Genomic DNA, 3,351 nt, shown 5'->3' on the forward strand with positions numbered 1-3,351 from the left:
GGTGAGGGCGCCGGCGAAGGTGAGCCAGCGCCACTGGATCCGGGATCCCCAGCCCAGGGCGACCACGATCATGACGAGGTAGGAGAGGCTGGTCAGCAGGACGGCGGGCCAGGTCGGCAGGTCGACGCGGCCGAGGTAGGGGTTCACGTCCTTCTGGTGCTGGATGGTGTAGAGCACCGAGAGGATCCAGCTGATGCCGACGATGCCGAAGAGCATGAGGTTGGGACCGTACCGGTGGACCAGGTAGAGCGCGAGGCCGGCGACGAAGAACGAGGAGACCTGCGACATCGCGAAGAAGTCGAGCACCGGCCACTTGGTGCTCGCCGCGACGATGCCGGCGACCGTCCAGATCGAGCAGAAGGCCACGATCCGCCGGTAGGTCACGCCCCGCCAGACCACGATGGCGAACAGCAGGTAGAAGCGCAGCTCGATCCAGAGCGTCCAGTAGACGGCGTCGACGTCCTTGATGCCCAGGCCCTCCTGGAACATCGTCAGGTTGGCGAGCACCTGCTCCGAGGGGAGCGGCTGGCGCACGAGCGGCCACACCGTGACGACCGCGGTGGTGAGCAGGACGGCGAACCAGTACGCGGGGTAGAGCCGGATGACCCGGGAGCGGACGAAGTCGCCCACCGGGCGGCCCCAGCTGCTCATGCAGATCACGAAGCCGCTGATCACGAAGAACAGGCAGATGCCGGTCCACAGATAGGCGCCGAGAAAGGAGGCGCGGTGGAACACCTGATCGACCGGCTTGCCCCAGGCACTGTCCTCGGGCTTGGTACCGCCGCCGTAGCCGACGTAGTGGTGGAAGACCACCATCAGCGCGGCCAGGATGCGCAATCCGTCCAGGACCGCGAGTCGGCCGCCCTTGGCGGACTTGCGGCGGCCCGAGGAACCTGATCGTTGCCGGGGGAAAATGCTCACGGCAGAAGATAGCGCACACACGTTCAATTGCCCGGTGCAGGCCCGGAGGCCCGCTCACTCGGGGAGGCTCGGCGGCACGGTCCGGACGACGGCCAGGGACGCCACGGCGGCCGCGAAGCCGAGCAGCGCGCCCGCCGCGACATCCCCCGGGTAGTGCACGCCGGTGTGGACCCGGGAGTAGCCGACCGCGGTCGCCAGCGCGCCGAGCGGCAGCGCCAGCGGTGGCAGCAGCACGCCGACGGCAGTGGCGAAGGCCGTCGCCGAGGCCGTGTGCCCGGACGGGAAGGAGGCCGACTCCGGCATCGCCACCTGCCGGCCGACGGTCACCCTCGCCAGCTCCCGGTCGGGCCGGGGGCGGTGGACCAGCTGTTTGCCGACCAGGTTCGCCGCCACCGAAGCCAGCGCCACCGCGCCGACCCCGGCCACCGCCGCCTGTCGGGGGCGGCCGGGCCGCAGAGCGAGCAGGGCGGAGACGGCCAACGAGATCTTCGAGTGGTCGGCGGCCCTGGAGAGCCGGCGCAGCGCGGAGTCGAGCGTCGGGGTGGAGGTGGCGGCGACGGCCGCGTAGACGGCTCCGTCGAGCGCCCGCAGGTCGGTGAGTACGGACGGCGGTACGGACGGCGATGCGGGAGGCGGGACGGGCGGTGGGACGGGAGGGGTGGCGTCGTGGTCCGGGTGGTCAGTCACGGGTCGGCCCCTCCGCAGTCGGGTCGGAGCTGTGGTCGGAGCTGTGGCCGGAGCCGGAACCGGAGCTGTCGCCGGTGCCCGGGTCGGAGCGGCCGAACGCGAGGGCGGCCAGCCGGCGCCAGTTCACGGACGGCACGGGGGCGGGGACGCCGGGGCGGTCGCGCGGCACCAGGACCCGCAGGGCCCGCGGGCGCAGCGTGCACACGACCGGGACGGGCATCCGCAGCGTCTCGCCGTCGACCGCCACCGGGATCTCGTCCTCCTCCGCGGTCACCTCCACCCGCCGTGCGGTCAGCGCGGTCAGCCCGGTGGACTGCGTGCCGCGTACGGCCAGGTCGGCGGCCTGGGCCGCACCCTCCACCCGGATGCCGAGGACACCGAGCAGGCCGCTGTCGAGCCGGGGTCGGCGGCCGCCGATGCCGAGGTCGTCGGTCGAGCCGTACGGGTTGTTGCTGACCAGCAGCGCCTGCTGGGCGGTGAGCACGGTGGCGTCGGCCCTCACGTCGACCCGCCGTACGCCCTCGCCGACCAGCAGGTCCGGCAGCAGGCTGAGCGCGGTGCCGGCCTTGGCGTCGCGGTACTCGGGGCGCTCCACGACGTCGGCGTACACCCCGAAGGAGACGGTGTTGACGAAGGCCCGGCCCGCGACCTCGCCGAGGTCGACCCGCAGTTCCTCGCCGTCGGTCAGCGCGTCCAGGCAGCGGGAGGGGTCGTCGCGGTCGAGGCCGAGGTCCATGGCGAAGTGGTTGCGGGTGCCGGCGGAGATCACCAGGAACGGCAGGCCGTGCTCGGCGGCGACGGCCGCGACCAGCGCCTGGGTGCCGTCGCCGCCCGCCACGCCGAGCAGGTCCGCGCCCTCGGCCACGGCCGTGCGGGCCAGCTCGGCGACGTCGGCGGGGGCGGCGGGGTCGAGCAGGACCACCCGGGCGCCGAGTCCCTCCGCCCGCTCGACGAGCCCGAAGCGGCCGACCTTCCCGCCGCCGGACTTCGGGTTCATGATCAGGACCGGTCGCAGCGGCCGGGTCGCGGCACGCCCGCGCATCGGCGGCTCCGGACGGGCCCGGCGCAGCGCGGCACGGGCGAGGGCCAGCGCGATGCCCCAGATCAGGACGAGGAGCAGGGCCGTCAGCCACAGCCGGTGGTGGGCGAAGAACACCAGCACCGCGACCGGCGCCGCGATCGCGACGAGCAGCCCGAACAGCCGGACCGCGCCCCGGTAGGCCAGGAACCACCAGACGCCGGCGGCCCAGACGACCAGTCCGAGCAGCCCGGCCGCGAGCACCAGCAGCCCTCCCTCCCCCAGCGCGAACAGCAGCACCCCGACGGCCCCCGCGACCGTCAGCAGGGCGCAGCGGGCGAGCAGCGTCGCGCCCGCTCCCCCGGCGTGGTCCGCCGTCCGTGTCCTGTCGATCTCGTCCTCCCGTGCCGCGCGCCAGGGCGTGTCCGCCCCGGGCCCGGTCGGGCCCGGTCGTTGCCAGCAGCCTGCGCACTCCCGCGCCCGGGGGCATCCCGGCGGGCCCGTCCGGGTGACCGGGGCGACGGGCGGCGAACAGCGGGCGACAGGAAGGACGAGGGCGGGAAAAGCGGTTGCCGGGCCGAGTTGGATGGGGCCATGGGACACAGGGAGAAGGTCACCCCGACGGTGTACGTGTCGGTGGACGTGGAGTCGGACGGGCCGATCCCGGGGCCGTACTCGATGCTGAGCTTCGGGGCCGTGGTGGCCGGCCGGCACGACGGGGAGGG

The 3,351-nt window shown here is 73.9% G+C and carries 3 protein-coding genes; all 3 read right to left on the reverse strand.

Annotated features, from left to right (window positions below):
- Positions 1-921, reverse strand: a 921-nt coding sequence (locus tag ACIQOV_RS33760; protein ID WP_401054588.1) for an acyltransferase family protein, incomplete at its 3' end; no start/stop codon positions are given.
- 54 nt (positions 922-975) lie between these two features.
- Positions 976-1,608: a phosphatase PAP2 family protein gene (locus ACIQOV_RS33765; RefSeq protein ID WP_401054590.1), complete on the reverse strand. Its 633-nt coding sequence runs from the start codon at positions 1,606-1,608 to the stop codon at positions 976-978.
- A complete protein-coding gene (locus ACIQOV_RS33770; protein WP_401054592.1) occupies positions 1,601-3,019 on the reverse strand; it encodes a diacylglycerol/lipid kinase family protein in 1,419 nt (472 codons plus the stop codon). The genes ACIQOV_RS33765 and ACIQOV_RS33770 overlap by 8 nt, the downstream gene beginning before the upstream one ends.
- Positions 3,020-3,351 lie beyond the last annotated feature (332 nt).

This window comes from Kitasatospora sp. NPDC091257 (assembly GCF_044757675.1).
GTDB classification, from domain to species: domain Bacteria; phylum Actinomycetota; class Actinomycetes; order Streptomycetales; family Streptomycetaceae; genus Kitasatospora; species Kitasatospora lactacystinica.